15 protein-coding genes and 1 pseudogene are annotated in these 19,624 nt (G+C 60.2%); 10 read left to right on the forward strand and 6 right to left on the reverse strand.

Annotated elements, in window-relative coordinates:
• Window positions 1-27 precede the first annotated feature (27 nt).
• The 4 genes and pseudogenes from recC to ACYZUD_RS26940 all read left to right on the forward strand — a co-directional run.
• Window positions 28-3,480: an exodeoxyribonuclease V subunit gamma gene (gene recC, locus ACYZUD_RS26925; RefSeq protein WP_462020921.1), complete on the forward strand. Its 3,453-nt coding sequence runs from the start codon at window positions 28-30 to the stop codon at window positions 3,478-3,480.
• A complete protein-coding gene (gene recB, locus ACYZUD_RS26930) occupies window positions 3,477-7,166 on the forward strand; it encodes an exodeoxyribonuclease V subunit beta (protein WP_462020922.1) in 3,690 nt (1,229 codons plus the stop codon). The genes recC and recB overlap by 4 nt, the downstream gene beginning before the upstream one ends.
• Entirely contained in the window at window positions 7,163-9,271 is a 2,109-nt protein-coding gene (gene recD / locus ACYZUD_RS26935) for an exodeoxyribonuclease V subunit alpha (protein ID WP_462020923.1), read from the forward strand. Before recB ends, recD begins: the two co-directional genes overlap by 4 nt.
• Window positions 9,272-9,277: 6 nt before the next feature.
• A pseudogene (locus tag ACYZUD_RS26940) lies at window positions 9,278-9,394 on the forward strand (OmpA family protein); the annotation flags it as partial.
• On the opposite strand, the gene ACYZUD_RS26945 reads toward ACYZUD_RS26940, so the two are convergent.
• Window positions 9,391-10,338: a LysR family transcriptional regulator gene (locus ACYZUD_RS26945; protein WP_462020924.1), complete on the reverse strand. Its 948-nt coding sequence runs from the start codon at window positions 10,336-10,338 to the stop codon at window positions 9,391-9,393. The pseudogene ACYZUD_RS26940 and the gene ACYZUD_RS26945 overlap by 4 nt on opposite strands.
• A gap of 163 nt (window positions 10,339-10,501) precedes the next feature.
• On the opposite strand from ACYZUD_RS26945, the gene ACYZUD_RS26950 reads away from it, so the two are divergent.
• Window positions 10,502-12,028, forward strand: coding sequence for a CoA-acylating methylmalonate-semialdehyde dehydrogenase (locus ACYZUD_RS26950; RefSeq protein ID WP_462020925.1), 1,527 nt, complete (start codon window positions 10,502-10,504; stop codon window positions 12,026-12,028).
• Between the two features lie 10 nt (window positions 12,029-12,038).
• Window positions 12,039-12,926 carry a 3-hydroxyisobutyrate dehydrogenase gene (mmsB, locus tag ACYZUD_RS26955; RefSeq protein WP_123365150.1) on the forward strand — a complete coding sequence of 296 codons (888 nt, stop codon included), beginning with the start codon at window positions 12,039-12,041 and terminating at the stop codon, window positions 12,924-12,926.
• A gap of 205 nt (window positions 12,927-13,131) precedes the next feature.
• Here the strand turns inward: mmsB and ACYZUD_RS26960 are convergent, their stop codons facing one another.
• From ACYZUD_RS26960 to ACYZUD_RS26975, 4 genes are all read right to left on the reverse strand, one after another.
• Window positions 13,132-13,476, reverse strand: coding sequence for a cupin domain-containing protein (locus tag ACYZUD_RS26960; protein WP_007946320.1), 345 nt, complete (start codon window positions 13,474-13,476; stop codon window positions 13,132-13,134).
• A gap of 108 nt (window positions 13,477-13,584) precedes the next feature.
• A complete protein-coding gene (locus ACYZUD_RS26965) occupies window positions 13,585-13,956 on the reverse strand; it encodes a MerR family transcriptional regulator (RefSeq protein ID WP_462020926.1) in 372 nt (123 codons plus the stop codon).
• 49 nt (window positions 13,957-14,005) lie between these two features.
• On the reverse strand, window positions 14,006-14,581 hold the full coding sequence (locus tag ACYZUD_RS26970) for an NAD(P)H-dependent oxidoreductase (RefSeq protein ID WP_462020927.1): 576 nt from the start codon (window positions 14,579-14,581) through the stop codon (window positions 14,006-14,008).
• Window positions 14,582-14,626: 45 nt separating this feature from the next.
• Window positions 14,627-15,511 (reverse strand): LysR substrate-binding domain-containing protein, encoded by an 885-nt coding sequence (locus tag ACYZUD_RS26975; protein ID WP_462020928.1) that lies wholly within the window; start codon window positions 15,509-15,511, stop codon window positions 14,627-14,629.
• A gap of 232 nt (window positions 15,512-15,743) precedes the next feature.
• On the opposite strand from ACYZUD_RS26975, the gene ACYZUD_RS26980 reads away from it, so the two are divergent.
• Window positions 15,744-16,508, forward strand: a complete 765-nt coding sequence (locus tag ACYZUD_RS26980) for a sulfite exporter TauE/SafE family protein (protein WP_462020929.1) — start codon at window positions 15,744-15,746, stop codon at window positions 16,506-16,508.
• On the opposite strand, the gene ACYZUD_RS26985 is transcribed toward ACYZUD_RS26980, so the two are convergent.
• Window positions 16,498-16,812, reverse strand: coding sequence for a putative quinol monooxygenase (locus ACYZUD_RS26985; protein ID WP_462020930.1), 315 nt, complete (start codon window positions 16,810-16,812; stop codon window positions 16,498-16,500). The genes ACYZUD_RS26980 and ACYZUD_RS26985 overlap by 11 nt on opposite strands.
• 161 nt (window positions 16,813-16,973) lie before the next feature.
• Here ACYZUD_RS26985 and ACYZUD_RS26990 point away from each other — a divergent pair, with 161 nt between their 5' ends.
• From ACYZUD_RS26990 to ACYZUD_RS27000, 3 genes are all read left to right on the forward strand, one after another.
• Complete coding sequence (locus tag ACYZUD_RS26990) at window positions 16,974-17,564, forward strand: NAD(P)H-dependent oxidoreductase (RefSeq protein WP_462020931.1); 591 nt, start codon at window positions 16,974-16,976, stop codon at window positions 17,562-17,564.
• A gap of 145 nt (window positions 17,565-17,709) precedes the next feature.
• Window positions 17,710-18,621 (forward strand): LysR family transcriptional regulator, encoded by a 912-nt coding sequence (locus ACYZUD_RS26995; protein WP_462020932.1) that lies wholly within the window; start codon window positions 17,710-17,712, stop codon window positions 18,619-18,621.
• A gap of 103 nt (window positions 18,622-18,724) precedes the next feature.
• Window positions 18,725-19,618 carry an NAD-dependent epimerase/dehydratase family protein gene (locus ACYZUD_RS27000; RefSeq protein ID WP_462020933.1) on the forward strand — a complete coding sequence of 298 codons (894 nt, stop codon included), beginning with the start codon at window positions 18,725-18,727 and terminating at the stop codon, window positions 19,616-19,618.
• Window positions 19,619-19,624 lie beyond the last annotated feature (6 nt).

The following is a 19,624-nucleotide window of genomic DNA, read 5'->3' on the forward strand; positions in this document are numbered from 1 at the left end:
CTTTTGTATTTTCCCAAGGAAGCCTTTATGCCGGACGCGACGTCCCTCAGTGCTGGTTTTATGGTGGTTCACGGCAACCGCCTGGACGAGTTGCGCGGCCTGGTGGTCAGCTGGATGCGGCGCTACCCGCTGGCTCCCTTGGAAAATGAAATCGCCCTGGTGCAGAGCAACGGTATTGCTCAATGGTTGAAGCTGGCACTGGCCGAAGACCCTGAAGATGACGATATGGGCGGCTGCGGAATCGCTGCAGCCATCGACGTGCAGTTGCCAGGCAGCTTCATGTGGCAGCTCTATCGCATGGTGCTGGGACGTGACGAAATCCCGGTCAAGTCCCTGCTGGATAAGGCTCCATTGACCTGGCGTCTGATGCGTCTGCTTCCTCAGTTGATCAATGAACCGCACTTCGAACCCCTGCAACGCTTCCTTACCAATGACACCGACTTACGCAAACGCTACCAGTTGGCAGAGCGGCTGGCTGATTTGTTCGACCAATATCAGGTATATCGGGCTGACTGGCTGGAAGACTGGGCAGAGGGGCGTCATCAACTACGAAATGGTAGAGGCGAAGCGAAACCCCTGACCCCGGCCAACTGCTGGCAGGCGGAGTTATGGCGTTCTCTGTTGCTGGATGTGGGGGCACAAGGCATGGCGCAAAGCCGTGCCGGCGTCCACCAGCGGTTTATCGAACGCATCAACAGCCTCGACGAGGCACCCGGAGAATTACCTTCGCGGGTGATCGTTTTCGGGATTTCTTCTCTGCCCGCTCAAGCCTTGGAAGCCCTTGCCGGGCTGGCCCGATTCAGCCAGGTTTTACTTTGCGTACACAACCCATGTCGTCACCATTGGGCGGACATCGTCGCCGATAAAGACCTGTTACGGCATCAGTACAAGCGTCAGGCTCGCAAGAGCGGTATGCCCGTGGTGCTTGACCCGCAAACCCTTCATCAGCACGCCCACCCTCTATTGGCGGCATGGGGCAAGCAGGGACGGGACTACATCAATCTGCTCGACAGCTACGACGATCCCAATAGCTATCGCTCGGCATTCCGTGACGGGCGCATCGACCTGTTCAGCGATAGCCAGCCCCAGAACATGCTCAACCAGCTTCAGGACGACATTCTTGAACTACGTCCCCTGAGCGAGACTCGCGAGCGCTGGCCTGCGGTCGATCTGGAGAGGGACGAGTCGATCCGTTTTCACATCGCCCATAGTGCCCAGCGAGAAGTGGAGATCCTCCACGACCAGTTGCTCGCACGCTTCAGTGCCGATCCACACTTAAGGCCTCGCGACGTGATCGTGATGGTTCCGGACATCGACAGCTATGCGCCGCATATTCGTGCGGTATTCGGTCAGCTTGATCGCCACGACCCGCGTTTCATTCCTTTCACGCTTGCAGATCAAGGCCAACGAGGCCGTGACCCGCTACTCATTGCTGTCGAGCATCTGCTCAAACTGCCTGACAGTCGTTTCCCTGTCAGTGAGATCCTCGATCTGCTGGACGTTCCTGCGCTACGCACCCGCTTCGGTGTAGAGGAACGTGATCTGCCGACCCTGCATCGCTGGATCGAAGGTGCAGGTATCCGCTGGGGCATGAATGCCGGGCAGCGCGCGGGTCTCGGTTTGCCGGAGGAACTTGAGCAGAACAGTTGGCGTTTCGGTCTGCGGCGGATGTTGCTCGGTTATGCCGTGGGCAGCGCCAGTGCCTTCGAGGGTATCGAGCCCTACGACGAGATCGGTGGTCTGGATGCCGCGCTGATAGGTCCTTTGGTCGCACTGCTGGACTCACTGGAAATAGCCCACCAGGAGCTTTCTCGACCGGCGCCACCCAAGCAATGGGGAATGCGACTGCAAGCGCTGGTGCAGTTGTTCTTTCAGGCCAGTAACGAACATGACGACTACTTGCTGGCTCAGCTCGAAGAGTTGCGTGAAACCTGGCTGGAAACCTGCGAATCAGTCGGCTTGCAGGACGAATTACCGTTGACCGTAGTCCGTGAGGCCTGGCTGGCGGGTCTGGATCAGGGGCGTTTGTCCCAGCGCTTTCTGGCCGGTGCGGTTAACTTCTGCACCTTGATGCCCATGCGCGCGATCCCGTTCAAACTGGTTTGCCTGCTCGGTATGAATGACGGCGATTATCCGCGTGCGCAACCGCCACTGGACTTCGACCTCATGGGCAGTGACTACCGTCCTGGCGATCGCTCCCGCCGTGAAGATGACCGATACCTGTTGTTGGAAGCTCTGTTGTCGGCACGAGACCAACTGTATATCAGCTGGGTCGGGCACAGCATTCGCGATAACAGCGAACGCCCTGCCTCGGTACTGATCGGTCAGTTGCGTGATCATCTGGCCAGCGGCTGGCGACTGCACAATGTCGACGAAAATCTGCTTGAGGCCTTGACTCAGGAACACCCGCTTCAACCTTTCAGCGCCCGCTACTTCCATGAAGGCGATGACCTGTTCAGCTACGCCAACGAGTGGCAGGTGCTTCATCAAACCGCTGGGCAAGCGGCTGATAGCGAGGCCCTTGTTGCCTACGTTCAGGACGAGCCGCTGAGTCTCGGTCAGCTGCAGGATTTTCTGCGCAATCCTGTGCGACATTTCTTCAGTCAGCGGCTGAAGGTGTTCTTTGAAGCTGCTGAAGCGCCCTTGGCCGATGAAGAGCCATTCGTACTCGATGCGTTGCAACGCTACAGCCTCAGCGACAGTTTGCTCGGCGCCGCGCTGGGAAATCTGGACCACACAGATCACGCACTGGAAGCGCAGGCAAAACGTCTGCAAAACAGCGGACTACTACCGATGGCCGGATTCGGCGAATGCCTGCAGCGAGAGTTGATAGAACCGTTGCCGGATCTGCTGCAGCGCTATCAACAGCTCCTGGCGTTATGGCCAACACCGCTCACCAGCGCTTTGCCGGTGAATCTTGAACTGAAAGGCCTGCACCTGGAAGGTTGGCTCGGCGGCCTGCATCAACGCGCGGACGGTGGATTGCTTTCGATCACCACGATTCCAAACAGCATCGGTTCGATCAAGACCCGCAAATGGCATCGCCTGACGCGACCCTGGATCAATCATCTGGTTGCCTGCGCCAGCGGCATGGCGATGACCACGGCGTTGGTCGCCAGTGACGACAGTCTGCTGCTCGGTCCCATGGCGCAGGATGTCGCATTGCAGTCTCTTGGCGATCTGTTGATGGCCTGGCAAGCGGGCATGCGCCAGCCTTTGCCAATTGCAGTAAAAACAGCGTTTGCCTGGCTTGCTCAGACGGACCCGGCCAAAGCCGACGTCGCTGCCCGCAAAGCCTATGAAGGCGATGGCCTGACCACTGACGGCGAGCGCCGTGAAAGTCCGGCGCTTGCCCGGCAGTTCGCCGACTACGATGCACTGATTGCCGACGAAACCTTCCCCGATTGGTGCGACGCTTTGTACAAGCCGATGCTTGAAGCCCCTTGGCGTTCATTGACCAGTGAGGAGGCGCGCTCATGACCACGAAAACACCGCTGGCCCTGGCATTCCCCCTGCGCGGCAGTCAACTGATCGAAGCCAGCGCAGGGACCGGCAAGACCTTCACCATTTCCGCACTTTATCTGCGTCTGGTCCTTGGCCACGGTGGGGAGGCGAGCGGTTTCGGGCGTGAACTGTTACCACCGCAAATCCTCGTTGTGACGTTCACTGATGCCGCGACCAAAGAGCTGCGTGAACGAATTCGAACGCGTCTTGCAGAAGCTGCACGGTTTTTTCGCGATGAGACGCCGGCACCGGATAGCCTTATTGCAGAGCTTCGGGAGGAATACCTTCCCGAGCAATGGTCCGGGTGTGCAAACCGCCTGGACATCGCCGCACAGTGGATGGACGAAGCGGCAGTCTCGACTATCCACAGTTGGTGTCAGCGCATGTTGCGTGAGCACGCCTTCGACAGTGGCAGCCTGTTCACCCAGACCCTGGAAACCGATCACAGCGATTTGCTGGGTGAAGTCCTGCGCGATTACTGGCGGCTGTTCTGCTACCCGATGCAAGGCGATGCGCTTAATTGGGTTCGCAATAATTGGGGCGGCCCGGCAGCATTGTTGCCGCGAGTACGTGGTTTGTTCGCCAGCGAGCGGGACAGCGTTGAAGGTAAAGAGCCTGCCGAGCTGATCGCCGAATGCCTGCTGGAGCGTCGGGCTTCCTTGCTCGAACTCAAGATGCCCTGGCGCCAGTGGGCGGACGAGTTGCTTGCCATCTGCCACCAGGGTGTCGCGAGCAAAAGCGTCGACGGTCGCAAGATGCAGGCGCGCTATTTCGAGCCCTGGTTCGAAAAGATAAAAGCCTGGGCCGAGGATGAATCCCTCGAGCAACTGGATATCGGAACCGGCTTTACTCGCCTGACTCCCGATGGCATGGCCGAAGCCTGGAAGGGCGAAGTACCCAATCATCCGGGACTGGATGCCATGCCCGGCCTCAAGGCCAGTCTCGATGGATTGCCGACGCCCGATGCTGCGGTGCTGCAACACGCCGCTCAGTGGGTGGGTACACGGTTCGAGGAAGAAAAACGCCGCCGCGCGGAGATGGGCTTCGATGACATGCTGCTGCGCCTCGACGCGGCGTTGCAGTCTGATGGCGGCGAGCGTCTGGCAACCTTGATTCGTGAACAGTTCCCGGTGGCGTTGATCGACGAGTTCCAGGACACCGACCCGGTGCAGTACCGGATCTTCGAAAGCATCTATCGCATTGAAGACAACAATCCGGAGTGCGGCCTGTTCCTGATCGGCGATCCAAAGCAGGCGATCTATGCCTTCCGCGGTGCCGATATCTATACCTACCTGCGTGCCCGTCAGGCTACCGCTGGGCGACTGCATACCCTGGGTACCAACTTCCGCTCGAGTCATGGCATGGTCAGCGCGGTGAACCATGTGTTCGAGCGTGCCGAGTGCCGCGAATCCGGGCGCGGCGCATTCCTGTTTCGCGAGAAGAATGGAGAGAACCCGGTACCTTTCCTGCCCGTCGAGTCCCAGGGACGCAAAGAGGTTCTGCACATAGAAGGGCAGACTGTGCCCGCCCTGAATGTCTGGCAACTGTCTGCCGGGCAGCCACTGTCCGGCGCGGTGTACCGACAACAATTGGCTGCCGCCTGCGCCAGTGAAATCACCGCATTGCTCAATGGTGGGCAACAAGGCCGGGCGGGTTTCATACAGGACGGCAAGGACTTCAGAGGTCTTCTGCCTGCGGATATCGCGATCCTGGTACGTGATGGCAAAGAGGCTCAGGCCGTGCGCGCCGAACTTGCAGCCCGTGGCGTGCGCAGTGTCTATCTGTCGGACAAGGACTCGGTGTTCGCCGCCCAGGAAGCCCACGATCTGCTCTCCTGGCTCAAGGCTTGCGCCGAGCCGGATGTCGAGCGTCCGCTGCGAGCCGCGCTAGCCAGCATCACGCTGAACCTGTCGCTGGCTGAACTGGACCGGCTGAATCAGGACGAGCTGGCTTGGGAAGCACGAGTCATGCAGTTCCGCAGTTATCGCGAGCTCTGGCGTAAGCAGGGCGTGTTGCCGATGCTGCGGCGCTTGCTGCATGACTTCCAGCTTCCCCAAGCCTTGATCGCACGCAGCGATGGCGAGCGGGTGTTGACCAACCTGCTGCACTTGTCCGAATTGCTGCAACAAGCCGCCGCCGAACTCGATGGCGAGCAAGCACTGATTCGGCATCTGTCCGAGCATCTGGCGTTGTCAGGGCAGGCTGGCGAAGAACAGATCCTGCGTCTGGAGAGCGACGAACAACTGGTCAAGGTCGTGACCATTCACAAGTCCAAGGGGCTTGAGTATCCCTTGGTGTTCCTGCCGTTCATTTGCTCGGCGAAGCCGGTGGATGGCAGCCGTCTGCCGTTGCATTACCACGACGCCACGGGCAAGGCACAGGTGAGTTTGACGCCGACGGCCGAGTTGATCGCACAGGCTGATGACGAGCGTCTGGCCGAGGACCTGCGCTTGCTCTATGTGGCCCTGACCCGGGCGCAACATGCTTGCTGGCTCGGGGTAACCGATCTCAAGCGCGGCAATAACAACAGCTCCGTGCTGCACCTTTCGGCATTGGGTTATCTGCTGGGCGGTGGTGCGCCATTGGCCGAGTCGGCAGGCTTGACGCGTTGGCTGGAAGACCTGCAGCAAGACTGTCCCGCGCTGACTTACGGTGAGATGCCCGAAGCGACCGCCGAGCATTACCATCCGCCGCACAACGAAGCGGCGTTGCTCGTTCCGTTGATCCCCAAGCGCAAGGCCAGCGAAAACTGGTGGATCGCCTCTTACAGCGCTTTGCGTATTGGTGACAGCCTGAGTGTGGGCAGTGACGAAGCGCCGGAGAATCCACAAGCGCAAAAACTCTTCGACGACGAACGCCTTGATCCGCAAGCGCCACGAGAAGTGGTTGCCGGCGGCGCGGATATCCATCGATTCCCTCGTGGCCCGAGCCCCGGCACTTTCCTCCATGGCTTGCTGGAATGGGCCGGTGACGAAGGTTTTGCCGCTACCCCGCAAGCAGTGGAAGACGCCATCGCTCGTCGCTGCAATCGTCGTGGATGGGAAGGCTGGATCACCGCGTTGAGCGACTGGCTCCAGCACCTGCTCAAATCTGCGCTGCACATTGGTGCCGGACAGGCCCCCGTGATCTTTGAGCAACTGACCCAATACCGAGTCGAGATGGAGTTCTGGTTTGCCAGTCATAAAGTCGATGTGCTCAAGCTTGATGAGCTCGTGTGCCAATACACCCACAACGGTGTGGCCCGGGTGGCGGCCGAACCGGTGTTGCTCAATGGCATGTTCAAGGGTTTCATCGACCTGACATTCGAGCACGACGGCCGCTACTACGTAGCCGACTACAAATCCAATTGGCTGGGCGTCGATGACGCGGCCTATACCCCGCAGGCCATGGAGCAGTCGATTCTCGACAATCGTTACGACTTGCAATACGTGCTGTACCTGCTGGCCCTGCATCGTCAGCTCAAGGCGCGACTGGCCGATTACGATTACGACCGGCATGTCGGTGGTGCGTTGTACCTGTTCCTGCGTGGTACGCGCGCGGCCAGCCAGGGCGTGTACTTCGCCCGTCCACCAAGAGCGTTGATCGAGCGTCTGGACCGACTGTTCCAGGGCAAGCCAGAACCCAAGGCCGAACCCGCCTGGGAACAGGGAGTACTGCTATGAGTCGTACCTTCGCCGATTTACTGCCCACGCCATTGGCAGCCGAAAGCCTGGCGGATCTGGCGCCGCTGAGTCGCGCCGATGACCTGCTGCTGTTACTCACGCGTTGGGTCGAGCGCGGCTGGTTGCGGGCGTTGGACAAAGCCTTTGTTGCCTTCCTCCACGAGCTTGCCCCCGACGATGATCCGCTGGTGCTGTTGGCTGCGGCGTTGACCAGTCATCAACTGGGTCACGGTCATGTCTGCCTGGACCTGTTCGAAACACTGAAGGCGCCGGACTTCGCGCTGTCGCTGCCACCGGAAGGCGACGTGCAAAGTGGCGCGATGTTGTTGCCATCGCAATTGCTTGAGGCCCTGGACGGCGCCCATTGGTGCAAGACACTGGCCGCAAGCAGTCTGGTCGCACTGGCGGCCGATGGTCGTGAGGCGGCGCAGCACCGGCCATTGGTGTTATCGGGCAAGCGCCTGTACCTGCGTCGTTACTGGGCGTACGAACGACGTATCGACAACGCGCTGCGCCAACGCCTGGCGGATCACGAAACAACACCGAGTGATTTGTCCCAACGTCTCACCGGTTTGTTCGGGCCGGCCAAGCCTGGCGAAGTGATCGACTGGCAGAAACTCGCCTGTGCCCTGGCGACCCGTAGCGCGTTCAGCATCGTCACTGGCGGTCCGGGAACCGGCAAGACCACTACGGTCGTGCGGTTGCTGGCATTACTGCAGGCGCCAGCGGTGGAGGCTGGCAAGCCGCTGCGCATCCGTCTCGCGGCACCCACCGGCAAAGCCGCGGCTCGGCTGACGGAGTCCATCAGCCAGCAAGTGCGGACCCTGACAGTCGCAGAAACCGTACGAGACAAAATCCCGTCGGACGTCACCACTGTGCACCGTCTGCTCGGAAGCCGGCCCGGTACTCGACATTTCCGTCATCACGCCGGTAATCGCTTGCCGCTGGATGTGCTGGTGGTGGACGAAGCCTCGATGATCGACCTGGAGATGATGGCCAACCTGCTCGACGCCATGCCGGCTCACGCGCGACTGGTGCTGCTGGGTGACAAAGACCAGCTGGCATCGGTGGAGGCCGGCGCCGTACTGGGTGATCTGTGCCGCGACGCCGAGGGCGGTTGGTACAGTCCGCAAACCCGTCAGTGGCTGGAGACGGTCAGTGGTGAAAGTCTGGTGGCCAGCGGTTTGCAGGAAGACACCAACGGAACTCATCCCCTGGCCCAGCAAGTTGTAATGCTGCGCCACTCCCGCCGTTTCGGCGAGGGAAGCGGTATTGGCCAACTGGCCCGCTGGGTTAACCAGCAACAACCTGAGGAAGCTCGCAAGTTGCTGGCGGCCCGAAACCATGACGACGTGTTTTCCCTGCCCCTCAAGGGTGAGCAGGACCGGGCGCTGGAGCGCTTGTTGCTCGAAGGTCATGGTGAGGGACCGCAAGGCTATCGGCATTACCTGAGTCTGCTGCGACGCCTGCGTCCATCGCTCGACAGCACACTCGATGATCCCGTCTGGACCGATTGGGCTCGTCAGGTGTTGCAAGCCTTCGACGCTTTCCAATTGTTGTGCGCGGTACGCAAGGGCCCATGGGGCGTGGAGGGTTTGAATCAACGAGTGACCGATGCGTTGCTCAAGGCCCGATTGATCGACAATGACCAGCAGTGGTACGAAGGTCGCCCGGTGTTGATGACCCGCAACGACTATGGCCTGGGTTTGATGAACGGCGACATTGGCATTGCCCTCAAACTGCCGGAACGTGACGGCCCTGAGGCAGGACGACTGGTGCTGCGTGTGGCTTTTCCGCGTAATGACGGTCAGGGCGGTGTGCGCTTTGTTCTGCCGAGCCGGCTCAATGACGTCGAGACGGTGTACGCCATGACGGTGCATAAATCTCAGGGCTCGGAGTTTGCCCATACGGCGTTGATTCTGCCGGATGCCCTCAACCCCGTGCTCACCAAAGAGCTGATTTACACTGGAATTACCCGGGCCAAGGATTGGTTCACATTGATCGAGCCTCGCAGTGGCGTGTTCGAAGAAGCGGTGCGGCGCAAGGTCAAGCGCTTGAGCGGGTTGATGCTGGAGTTGGAGGAAGGTGCCGGGACGAGTGATTGAACGGGGCGGCGGGAAAACATCCAGTTGCGCGGCCTCGGCAGCAGTGAGCCTGTTGCCTCCAACGACACCGCGGCCGGCCGTACCGAGAACCGCCGGGTGTCGATCGTGGTCAGCGCGGACTAATCGGCAAACAACATCTCCCGACTTTCCCCCATCAACAAACCCTGATTCTGTTCAGTGACCGCACGGATGTAATCCCACAACAGGGTAATCCGCTTGAGCTTGCGCAGATCCTCCCGGCAGTACATCCAGAACTGCCGGATGATGTTGATCTCCTCCGGCAACACCGGCAGCAACCGCGGGTCCTGAGCCGCCAGGAAGCACGGCAGAATCGCCAGCGACCGTCCTTGCTGGGCCGCCACGAATTGCGCGATCACACTGGTACTGCGCAGATTGGCGCTGGCACCCGGCAACACATTGGCCAGGTACAACAGCTCCGAGCTGAACGCCAGATCGTCGACATAACTGATGAATGAGTGTTTACCCAAGTCTGCCGGGCGGCGGATCGGCGGGTGTTTATCCAGATAGTCCTGGGTTGCGTACAGCTGCAATCGGTAGTCGCACAGTTTGCAGCAGACGTACGGACCATGCTCCGGACGCTCCAGGGCGATGACGATGTCCGCCTCGCGCTTGGACAGGCTGATGAAGTGCGGCAGCGGCAGGATGTCCACCGAAATCGCCGGGTAGGCGTCGACGAAGTGGCTCAGTTGCGGGGTGATGAAAAAGCTGCCAAAACCTTCGGTGCAGCCCATCCGCACGTGCCCGGACAACGCCACTCCGGAACCTGAAACCTGTTCACAGGCCATGTGCAGCGTGCTTTCGATCGACTCGGCATAACCCAGCAATCGCTGGCCTTCGGCGGTCAGGACGAAACCGCTGGTCCGGGACTTCTCGAACAACAACGTGCCCAATGCCGCTTCCAGCGAACTGATGCGCCGCGACACGGTGGTGTAGTCGACCGCCAGGCGCTTGGCCGCCGTGCTGGCCTTGCGGGTGCGGGCGACCTCGAGGAAAAACTTGAGGTCATCCCAGTTCAACGAGCCTAGTGACGTGATGTTTTTTTGCATGATGGACCGGCTTTTATGTGCGTTCTTATTAGAAGTTTGCACATCTATACTCCAAAAACAGTCCGACAACCAATTCGCGACCCAAGCCTCATCTCAAGGCGACTTTCTCGCCTTGGCTCCCAAGATAGCTCTCTTAATAAGAACAACGTCCAGGAGACCAAACATGAACGCATCGCTCACGCCAAACGAAACCACCGTGCAGAAGGTCAAGTTGTTGATCGACGGCGAATGGGTCGAGTCCCAGACCACCGAGTGGCACGACATCGTCAATCCGGCGACCCAGCAAGTGCTGGCCAAGGTTCCGTTTGCCACGGCCGCCGAAGTCGATGCCGCCATCAGCGCCGCCCATCGCGCCTTCCAGACCTGGAAGCTGACCCCGATCGGCGCGCGGATGCGCATCATGCTCAAGCTCCAGGCGTTGATTCGCGAACACTCCAAACGCATCGCCGTGGTGCTCAGCAACGAGCAGGGCAAAACCATCGCCGACGCTGAAGGCGATATCTTCCGCGGCCTGGAAGTCGTCGAGCACGCCTGTTCCATCGGCAGCCTGCAAATGGGCGAATTCGCCGAAAACGTCGCCAGCGGTGTCGATACTTACACCCTGCGTCAGCCGATCGGCGTGTGCGCCGGCATCACCCCGTTCAACTTCCCCGCGATGATTCCGCTGTGGATGTTCCCGATGGCCATCGCCTGCGGCAACACCTTCGTGCTCAAGCCGTCCGAACAGGACCCGATGTCGACCATGCTGCTGGTGGAACTGGCGATCGAAGCCGGCGTTCCGGCGGGCGTGCTCAACGTCGTTCACGGCGGCAAGGACGTGGTGGACGCGCTCTGCACTCATAAAGACATCAAGGCTGTTTCCTTCGTCGGTTCGACCGCCGTCGGTACTCACGTCTACGACCTGGCCGGCAAACACGGCAAGCGTGTGCAATCGATGATGGGCGCGAAGAACCACGCCGTGGTGCTGCCGGATGCCAATCGCGAACAAGCGCTGAATGCGCTGGTCGGCGCCGGTTTCGGTGCCGCCGGTCAACGTTGCATGGCCACGTCCGTGGTGGTGCTGGTGGGGGCGGCCAAGCAATGGCTGCCGGACCTGAAAGCGCTGGCGCAGAAACTCAAAGTGAATGCTGGCAGCGAGCCAGGCACTGACGTCGGTCCGGTGATTTCCAAACGGGCCAAGGCACGGATTCTCGATCTGATCGAAAGCGGCATCAAGGAAGGCGCCAAGCTTGAGCTGGATGGTCGCGATATCATCGTTCCTGGCTACGAGAAGGGCAACTTTGTCGGCCCGACCCTGTTCTCCGGCGTGACGCCCGAGATGCAGATCTACACCCAGGAAATCTTCGGTCCGGTGTTGGTGGTGCTGGAAGTGAATACGCTCGACGAGGCCATCGCACTGGTCAACGCCAACCCGTTCGGCAACGGCACCGGCCTGTTCACCCAGAGCGGTGCAGCGGCGCGTAAATTCCAGAACGAAATCGACGTCGGCCAGGTCGGCATCAACATCCCTATTCCGGTGCCGGTCCCGTTCTTCAGCTTCACCGGTTCGCGCGGTTCCAAACTCGGCGACCTCGGTCCGTATGGCAAGCAAGTGGTGCAGTTCTACACTCAGACCAAGACGGTCACCAGTCGCTGGTTCGATGACGACAGCGTCAATGACGGTGTGAACACCACCATCAACTTGCGTTAAGGAGCCGGACATGAAAATCGCTTTTATCGGTCTCGGTAACATGGGCGCCCCGATGGCGCGCAACCTGATCAAGGCCGGCCATTCGCTACGACTGGTTGATCTGAACAAAACCGTTTTGGCAGAACTGGAGCAACTGGGCGGCAGCATCAGCGCTTCGGCACGTGAAGCGGCGCAAGGTGCAGAGCTGGTGATCACCATGTTGCCAGCCGCTGTGCATGTGCGCAGCGTCTGGCTGGGTGAAGATGGTGTGCTGGCGGGAATCGCCAAAGGTGTGCCCGCAGTGGATTGCAGCACCATCGATCCGCAGACGGCGCGTGATGTTGCCGCGGCTGCCGCCAAACAGGGCGTGGCCATGGCCGATGCACCGGTCTCTGGTGGTACCGGCGGTGCAGCGGCCGGGACGCTGACCTTCATGGTCGGCGCCACGCCTGAACTGTTCGCCACCCTGCAACCGGTGCTGGCGCAGATGGGCCGCAACATCGTCCATTGCGGCGAAGTCGGCACCGGGCAAATTGCCAAGATCTGCAACAACCTGCTGCTGGCGATCTCCATGGTCGGCGTCAGCGAAGCCATGGCGCTGGGCGACGCCCTCGGGATCGACACAACGGTGCTGGCGGGGATCATCAACAGTTCCACCGGGCGTTGCTGGAGTTCGGAGATGTACAACCCGTGGCCGGGCATCGTCGAAACGGCGCCGGCCTCGCGCGGCTACACCGGCGGTTTCGGTGCCGAACTGATGCTCAAGGATCTGGGGCTGGCCACTGAAGCGGCACGTCAGGCGCACCAACCGGTGGTGCTCGGCGCGGTGGCGCAGCAGTTGTATCAGGCGATGAGTCAGCGTGGGGAAGGTGGCAAGGACTTCTCGGCGATCATCAACAGCTATCGCAAGCCCCAATAAGGGGTATTTCCGGGAGTGTGGCGAGGGGGCTTGCCCCCGTTGGAGTGCGTAGCACTCCCCTACATTCCTTTAACCGTACCGGGCCGACAGGTTTACGACGGCTTCGCCGCCGAACGAGGGCAAGCCCCCTCGCCACAAAGTCTTCGCTCTAAGTAATGCGTATTTACCGGGAGATCACGTCGGGTGATCTCCCGGTTTTTTTTCATCAGGCAAACACGAAATACTTGCGCACGGTCTCAACCACTTCCCACGTGCCTTTCATCCCCGGCTCGATGACAAAAATATCACCGGCGCGCAGATGGATCGGCTCCTTTCCCTCCGGGGTGATGATGCAGTACCCCTCGCGGAAATCGCAGTATTCCCACTTCACGTATTCCACATACCACTTGCCCGGCGTGCAGATCCAGGTGCCCATGATCTTGCTGCCATCTTCGCTGGTGTAGGCGTTGAGGTTGACGGTGTGCGGGTCGCCTTCGAGTTTTTCCCATTTGCAGGCGTCGAGCACCGGCAGCGGATGAGTGTCGCGAAGAACGGTGATAGGTGCGGTCATGTGGACTCCGGGCAGTGGGACTAAGAACTGAAGTCGCACCCTATAGCGCCCGTTCTCCGGTCAGTTGTCTGTGCTCGACATCGACCTGTCCAGAAACGCGCATTGCCCTCAAAGACTTTCCAGCGGGCAATCGACTCTGGCCTGTTCGAGGCTGGCTTCGAACCCGATCAGTTGAGCGTGCTGCTGCGACAGTACGGCGATCCGTTCGCTGATTTCCTGTTTCTTGGCGGCGATGGCCTGATGCGCCTGCTCCCACGGCATCGCCTGGCCTTGATGTCCGGCAAAGATCGCCTGCAACTCTTTGAGTCTGAAACCCAGCTGCTGAGCGCACTTGATGAAGATCAGCAAGTCGACGCTTTGCTGGTCATAGACGCGGTACTTGCCCTGGCGCTGAGCGGCAGGCAACAGACCGATCGATTCGTAATGGCGAATGCTCTTGATCGTGGTCCCGGAGCGCTCCGCGGCTTGGCCGATGTACATGAAAAGTCCCTTTTTTGCCGTGGTACAACCCGACGCATTATCGGCAGACTTAGCGGCTGGCGATAGCCTGGGTTTGCAACAACCAGGTTTCCCGCTGGCCGGCGCTGGAGCCGAGAATCGGGCCGAACATTAGCGTTCGCGTGGGTTCGATGCCGCAGAACGCCAGGGTGGTTTTGCGTATCTGGTGCAGCCCCGGCATGCGATAGACCCAGCGGTAATACCAGGGAGGCGTGTCCATGGTCACCAGCACATGCGCGCTGCGACCGTGCAGGAGTTTGTCGGGAAAGGCTTTGCCTTCGCGGTACTTGAAGGCGAAACCGGGCAGGAACACCCGATCGAAAAAGCCCTTGAGCAAGGCCGGAATGCCGCCCCACCAGATCGGATAAACCAGGGTCAGGTGCTCTGCCCACAGAATGTCCGTCTGCGCCTGGCGCAAATCGGCTTCCAGCGGCTGGACCGATTGATAGCCTTCACGCAGCACCGGGTCGAAATCCATTCTGCCCAGAAACAACTGGCGCACCTCATGTCCAGCGCGCAATGCCGACTGCGCATATCGCTCGGCAAGTGCGCCACAGAAACTGTCGTTCGACGGATGACCGAGAATCACCAGAATTCGTTTGCCCATCGTCTCTGTCCTTGAAGAGGAAAGCTCAAGGGTAAAGTCTGCCCCTCAGGGGAGAGTCAAGGCGTGCAGCAGTGCCCTGGCATAACCGGGCAGTGCGGTGAAGTCCCGAGTGCAGAGCAGGAGTTTGCGTTGAGCCCAGGGTTCTTGCAGGGCGAGGCTCTTGAAGGGTTTTTCACCGGACCATCGCTCGACCGCCGCCAGGGGCACAATTGACAGCCCCGCACCTCGAGCGACCATGCGCATCACGCCATCGAACCCGTCGGCACGGATGCGGATCTGCAGGCGTCCGCCTGCGTGCAGCGCCTGTTCTTCCAGATACACCGCCAAGGCGCTGTTGGCATTCAGGCCAACGTAGTCGTGGTGCAAGGTGTCGCTGAAACTCACTGATCCGGCGTCGGCCAAGACGTGATCGCGGGGCATGATCAGCACCAGCGGATCGTCGCGAAACGGGCGGGTCTGCAGGTCATCGGTGTCCACGGCGTCGGACACGATACCGAGGTCCGCCGCACCCTGGCGCAAGGCGTGGGTGATGCGTGCGCTGGGCAGTTCTTGAAGGTTGATGTCGAGATTTGGATGGCCGCGCAGGAAGTCGGCGAGCAGCTCTGGCAGGTACTCGGTGATCGCGGTGGTGTTGCACAACAGTCGCACTTGGCCTTTGACGCCGTTGGCGTACTCGGCGAGATCCTGTTGCATGCGTTCAGCCTGTTGCAGAAGGACTCGGGCGTGTTGCGCCAGCGCTTTGCCGGCGGGTGTCGGTGTGACCCCGCGACGGCCGCGTTCCAGAAACCCGATACCCAGCGAGGCCTCCATGGCGCGGATTCGCGCACTGGCCGCCGCCAGGGACAAATGACTGCGCGCGGCGCCGGCGGTGATGTTGCCGGTGTCGAGGATGTTCAGGTAGAGGCGCAGGTCGGTGAGGTCGAAGTGCATCGAGGCTACCTCTGGAAATTTGTTATCTGGGCTGACGCCTTCGCGAGCAGGCTCGCTCCCACACTGGATCTCGGAGGATCTGAATTTTGCGGAAAACAGAGATCCCTGTGGGAGCGAGCCTGCTCGCGAAGGCGTCAGTCGCCACCCCAACATTACAGCCTCTGTCAATTCAAGAGGCTGCCTCAGTATATGGCAGATTTCCAAGCCGCCCATCCAGGCTCACCATAGCCCCATGAATACACTCGCCGCGTTCTACCAAAACCTCGGGCTGACCCTTTCCTTGCTGGTCATCGCCACCTTTCTGCTGGCCGGCATGATCAAGGGCGTGATCGGGCTCGGCCTGCCGACGATTGCCATGGGTTTGCTCGGTCTGGCTATGGCCCCGTTACAGGCTGCGGCGTTGTTGATCATCCCCGCGACCCTGACCAACGTCTGGCAACTGGCATTCGGCGGGCATTTGCAGGGGCTGGTCAAGCGCCTGTGGCCGATGCTGCTGGCGATTTTTATCGGCACCGGCGCCGGCACGTTGTGGATCGGCATGGCGGGTGGTCACTGGGTGGTGCGGGGATTGGGGGCTGCGTTGTTGCTCTACGCGTTGAGCGGTCTGCTCCTGCCGACCTTGCGTGTCGGTGGTTGCACCGAGCGCTGGCTCGGTCCGCTGTGCGGTGTGCTGACCGGCGTCATCACGTCGGCCACTGGCGTCTTTGTGATTCCGGCAGTGCCGTATCTGCAAGCGCTGGGGTTGAGCAAGGATGAACTGGTGCAGGCGCTGGGCCTGTCGTTTACCGTCTCGACCCTCGCCTTGGCTGCCGGGCTGTTGTGGCGCGGCGCCCTCGGCGGTGGCGAGTTGAGCGCGTCGCTGCTGGCGCTGATCCCGGCGGTGCTGGGCATGTTACTGGGCCAGTGGCTGCGTCAATGCATCAGCGCCGTGTTGTTCAAGCGCGTGTTCTTCATCGGCCTCGGCGTGCTCGGCGGCCACTTGTTGATCAGCGGGTAGCGGACGACGGGCTGAGCATGTCGATGGCGCGAATATCGAAATCCCGTTCCAGATACTCCATGCGCATGTCGCGGAACTGCTGCATGTGCGGCAGGTTCGAGTGCACATCGAGGTGGGCCTGGGACTGCCAGATCTCATAGAAGATAAACAGCGTCGGGTCCTGTTTGTCTCGCAGCATGTGGTACTCGATGCAACCGGGCTCGGCGCGACTCGCTTGCACATAGCCGCTGAAAAACGCTTCGAAGGCGTCGGATTTTTCCGGGCGGGTCTTGGCGTGCAGGATGAAGCCTTGCAATTCGCTCATCAGAACATCTCCTCAAGTTCGGAATCGGCGCAAGTGTATGGCAACAATCGCTCATCGATTCGTGCGTATTGGTCAAATTAATTTTGCCCAATGGGCGCTTATTCCGCGCGAGTCGGACCGATAACCTGCCGCCATCAGATTTCTAACCTTTCGAGACTCACATGAAAAAAGTCCTGTTGCTCAATGGCGGCAAAAAGTTTGCTCACTCCGATGGCCGCTACAACGCCACCCTGCATGAAGCCGCGCTGAGCGTGCTGGATCGCGGTGGTGTGGATGTGCAAGCCACTTTCATCGACGAGGGTTACGACGTCGCTGAAGAGGTCGCCAAATTCCTCTGGGCCGACGTGATCATTTATCAAATGCCCGGCTGGTGGATGGGGGCGCCATGGACCGTCAAGAAGTACATCGATGAAGTCTTCACCGAAGGTCACGGTAGCCTCTACGCCAGTGACGGCCGTACCCGTTCCGACGCCTCGCAAAAGTACGGCAGCGGCGGTCTGGTGCAGGGCAAGCAATACATGTTGTCTCTGACCTGGAACGCGCCGCAGCAAGCTTTCGACGACCCGACCGACTTCTTTGAAGCCAAGGGTGTGGACGCGGTGTACTTCCCGTTCCACAAGGCCAACGAGTTCCTCGGCATGACCGGTTTGCCGACTTTTCTGTGCGTTGACGTGATGAAGCGCCCGAACATCGAAGCCGATGTGGCGCGTTACGAGCAGCATTTGACCGAGGTGTTTGGCCTGCCGGCGTAAGCGTTTCGGGCTACTATCCGTCGCAACGGCTAAAAAGATCGCAGCCTGCAGCAGCTCCTACAGGGTTTTGCATACACCTGTAGGAGCTGCCGAAGGCTGCGATCTTGGCGGTTCTTCCCACGCCGATTCGCGAAAGAGGACACACGTGAAAGCCAGATCCGATGAGTTGCAGATTTTCGTCTGTGTAATTGAATGCGGGTCGATTTCCGCTGCGGCCGAGCAGGTCGGGCAAACGCCTTCGGCGGTCAGCCGCACGCTGTCGCGGCTGGAGGCGAAACTGGATACCACGCTGATCAACCGCACCACGCGGCGCATGGACCTGACCGAGGAGGGCAAGTACTTCTTCGAGCATGCCAAGCTGATTCTCGACCAGATGGACGAGCTCGAAGAGCGCCTGAACTCGCGCCAACAAACGCCTTCCGGGCGCCTGCGGATCAACGCCGCATCGCCCTTCATGCTGCACGCCATCGTGCCGTATATCGATGAGTTCCGCGGGCTCTATCCGGATATCCAACTGGAACTCAACAGCAACGACCTGATTATCGACCTGCTTGAACAAAGCACCGACATCGCCATCCGTATCGGCACGCTGGCCGACTCGACGTTGCATGCCCGCTCCCTGGGATGCAGCCCGCTGCACATCGTCGCCAGCCCGGCCTACCTTGAGCAACACGGCACACCGAAAGTGGTCGAGGATCTGACCGGGCACACGCTGCTGGGCTTTACCCAGAACGAAGGCCTCAACCAATGGCCGCTGCGCTATGTTCATGGCGATCGCTGGCCGATCCAGGCGTCGATCAGCGCGTCCAGCGGCGAGACGATCAGGCACCTGGCGTTGGCAGGTCAGGGCATTGCCAGTCTGTCGCATTTCATGACCATCGAGGACATCCGCGCGGGGCGTTTGAAAGTGCTGCTGGCGGAATTCAACAGCGGCTATCGTCAGCCGATCAACGCGGTGTACTACCGTAACTCGCAACTTGCCCTACGGATTCAATGCTTCCTGGACTTCATCCAGGGCAAATTGGCGGCTTACGCGAATGCGGACTTCAAGGGCTGATTCGTGATCCCTGCGCAAGAGTGAATTGGGTCAACGGGGATTTTTCGTCAGTGATGACTCCTTGATACTCGTTGCATCACTTATTAACGCAGGGAGTTTCTCCATGAACGTATTCGTCACCGGCGCCGCCGGTTTTATCGGCGGTTCCATCGCCACCGGCCTGGTCCGGGCGGGGCACAAGGTCACCGGTCTGGTGCGCAGCGCCGAACAAGCCAATGAACTGAGCGCACTGGGTATCACCCCGGTGATCGGCACGCTTGACGACAGCGCACTACTGGCCGAACAGGCCCGAGCTGCGGATGGCGTGATCAACGCCGCCAGCAGCGACCATCGCGGCGCAGTGGAATCCTTGCTCAATGCACTGCGCGGTTCCAACAAAGTGTTTCTGCACACCAGCGGTTCGAGCATCGTTGGCGATGCGTCGGGCGGCAAGTCCAGCGACGTGATCTATTACGAAGACAGCCTGCCGGAGCCGACCGTCGACAAGGCTGCCCGCGTGGCCATCGATAACCTGGTCCTCGCTGCGGCGAAGGACGGGGTGAGCTCGGCGGTGATCTGCAACACCCTGATTTACGGCCACAGCCTGGGCGTCAAGCGTGACAGCGTGCAACTGCCGCGCTTGCTGAAACAGGCGCGTAAAAGCGGCGTGGTTCGGCATGTTGGCACCGGTCAGAACATTTGGTCCAACGTGCACATCGAAGACGTGGTTTCCCTGTACCTGTTGGCGCTGACCAAGAACATTCCGGGCACGTTCTACTTTGTGGAAAGCGGTGAAGCGTCGTTCATTGAGATGACCACTGCGATTGCCTACGCGTTGAAGCTGGGTGAGCCACAAGACTGGCCGCTGAAAGAGGCCGAAGCCGAGTGGGGTTATGAAATGGCCAACTATGGTTTGGGTTCCAACAGTCGGGTTCGCGGCAAGCATGCGCGTGAATTGCTGGGGTGGGTGCCGAAGCGGACTTCGGTGGTTGAATGGATTCGGGACGAGATGGTTTGAGTTCGC

The sequence above is a fragment of the Pseudomonas sp. XS1P51 genome, from assembly GCF_054897845.1.